The 844-nt window shown below is 64.2% G+C and carries 1 protein-coding gene; it reads right to left on the bottom strand.

Annotation, left to right across the window (positions count from 1 at the left end; all coding sequences use genetic code 11):
* Positions 1-732, bottom strand: a 732-nt coding sequence (locus FLX08_RS41760; protein ID WP_208761985.1) for an FG-GAP repeat domain-containing protein, incomplete at its 3' end; no start/stop codon positions are given.
* Between the last annotated feature and the right edge of the window lie 112 nt (positions 733-844).

The raw sequence follows: 844 nt of genomic DNA, 5'->3' as shown, positions 1-844 counted from the left end.
TCCTGATTGGAAGCCGCCGGTGCCGTTGCCGAGGTAGAGATGGAGGTCCTTGGTTGTCGCGTTACGCGCGATCACATCGGCCCTCCCATCTCCATTGAAGTCATGTATTGCGCCAACGCGGATGGTGTTCACAATGATCTGTGCGTCGGCGGCCTGGGCTTGATAGCGGTCCGGATAGGCCGATACCTGCACGGCCTGGCATACCTCTCCGATTGGCGCGGTCTTCCAGCTGTTGTTCGGGTAGAGCCTGAGCATCTTGTCGAGGAAGGCGTTGGTGGCCCACGTCGGGTTGAGTCGCTGGGCGGCCGTTCCCCAGGAGGCGCGCTGCTGGAACAGTCCCAGGCTGTCGTGGTCGACCGCCTCGCTGATGTTCTGGATGCTGGTTTCCACGATGGTCGTGGTGATGGCGATCACCGCTGCCCGTGCGTCCAGCCCACGGTCGCGCACAGCTTTGATCACCATGCGTGCGCAGGACACGCGGTAGGCGGACATGTAGCCGCGCATCTTTGCTCTGAGGGTGGTGTTGAGCTGGGCGGCCAAGGCTGCGTCGGTCGAGGTGGTGCCGTTGGGGTCGCAGGCGGCGAGTTGGTAGGCGGCGCTGACATCCGATGCCGAGGTGGGCCGCGGCTCCGGTCCGGCCATAGCGGGGAAGGCCATGGCCGATAAACCGACAGCGGCGATCACCGCTGTGGCCGTGATGCGGGCAGGGGAGAAGACGAGGGATTTGGACATGAGATTCCTCCAGGGGACCGGCGATGCCGACCGGTTCCTGATCGAAGAGAAGTTTGGGGGTTCGTCGCCCGTCTGTCGGCAACCGGCCAGGCCAGTACCAGCGGTTGCGTGT

Source organism: Microbispora hainanensis, from assembly GCF_006874475.1.
Lineage (GTDB): Bacteria > Actinomycetota > Actinomycetes > Streptosporangiales > Streptosporangiaceae > Microbispora > Microbispora hainanensis.
The sequence above is the reverse complement of the archived record's forward strand: the minus strand, read 5'-3'. Positions and strand labels throughout refer to the sequence as shown.